The organism is Aliivibrio sp. A6 (assembly GCF_028765505.1).
In the GTDB taxonomy this organism is placed as follows: domain Bacteria; phylum Pseudomonadota; class Gammaproteobacteria; order Enterobacterales; family Vibrionaceae; genus Aliivibrio; species Aliivibrio finisterrensis_A.
Genome location: NZ_JARACR010000081.1, coordinates 1 through 1490, shown reverse-complemented (window position 1 = coordinate 1490; position 1490 = coordinate 1). Strand labels below are relative to the sequence as shown.

Sequence of the window (1490 nt, the reverse complement as noted above, 5' to 3'; positions counted from 1 at the left end):
ACCCGCTTTACAGCCAGTCTCAAAAAACTTTTTAAGACCTTTGTGCTTAAATGTTTTAATCATACGAAGAGTGTAGCGCGTTGCGCATTATGACGCAAGTTTCAATAAAAAATATAACGCCTGCATAACACGTTTGCTACGATACAGACTTAGCTGAATTTTACTGCCTTAACTACTGAAACTAAAGGCAAACTGACAACGCCGAGTGTAGCAAATCGTGTTGATGCATTTGTTAAATGCGCCCAAAAGAATATGATATAAATCTATTAACTTGTTCACTTAACGGCAGCTCTAATTTCACTATATTAGAACAACATCTAGCAATAAGCTGTGTTGCATGAGGTTTAGGATCAAAATCAACTTCAAAATCAAATTCACTTATTTTATTAAAATGCTTCATGCTATTTCTAGCAAAGTTAGTATGTTCATTTCTAATTATTTTTTCACTAATTTGCTCATTAGACAAATAATGAAGCCTTTTAACCAACTCTTCACTTGCATTAGGATTTCCATCCATTACTACAAGTCTACCAAGAATTTCTTCCGCGGCACCACTTAGAGTGATTGCACAAATAAAATCTTGTTCATCAATATAAAGTTTAATTGCCTTATCTAACTGATGTAGGGCTACAGATTTCTTATTCATATTTTTCCCCGAAGCATTTAACGCTGGCATAACACGTTTATTACTATGCAAACCAACCTGAATTTAATCGCCTTAATCACAAAACTAAAGGCAAACCCAGAACGCCGAATGTAATAAATCGTGTTGATGCGATTGTTGTGCGTGCTTACTTTCGGCTTGGTCAACTTGGTAAAGAACCGCTTTGCCAAGATTTTCTAAGCCCTGATTCTAATTTACCGATAGCAATTAAGCGAACAAAATGTTCTTAAATTGCGAGATAAAGTAAATGGAAAACAAATACATTTTTCACACTATTTGAACGACTTGGTTGCAGCCAGTTTTCGGCTGATAAACCAAATATCCTAGCCACAATTGGGATTGAAAATGCTAAGAGGAAAACACTGATCCAGGCTAAAATGAGGCATAACCAAAGAACAATTGAAGCGTAAATTAGCCGCTGAAACGCCTGAATTTAGGACAATAATAGTTCAATGCAGAACCTGACGAAATGAAAACCAAAAGGCAACAAAGAAAAAGGAAATCCACCTTACTTTCACGCCTAAAAAACTAACGGCTCAAGCGCTGAACTGAGCCAAAAAACTGCGATCTTAGAGTTCGTGTAACGCTTGCATAACACGTTTATTACTATGCCAACCAACCTGAATTAATCGCCTTAATCACGAAACTCAAGGTAAACCCAGAACGCCGAGTGTAATAAATCGTGTTGATGCGATTGTTGTGCGGACTCTCTTTCGGCTTGGCCAACTTGGTAAAGAACTGCCTGGCCAATATTTTCCAAGCTCTGATTCTAATTTACCGATGCCGATTAAGCGAACAAAATGTTCTTAAATTGCGAGATAAAATC

1 protein-coding gene is annotated in these 1490 nt (G+C 36.9%); it reads right to left on the bottom strand.

The window, feature by feature from the left end; all coding sequences use genetic code 11:
- Positions 1–232 precede the first annotated feature (232 nt).
- A complete protein-coding gene (locus tag PVK70_RS18655) occupies positions 233–646 on the bottom strand; it encodes a hypothetical protein (RefSeq protein WP_130049467.1) in 414 nt (137 codons plus the stop codon).
- Between the last annotated feature and the right edge of the window lie 844 nt (positions 647–1490).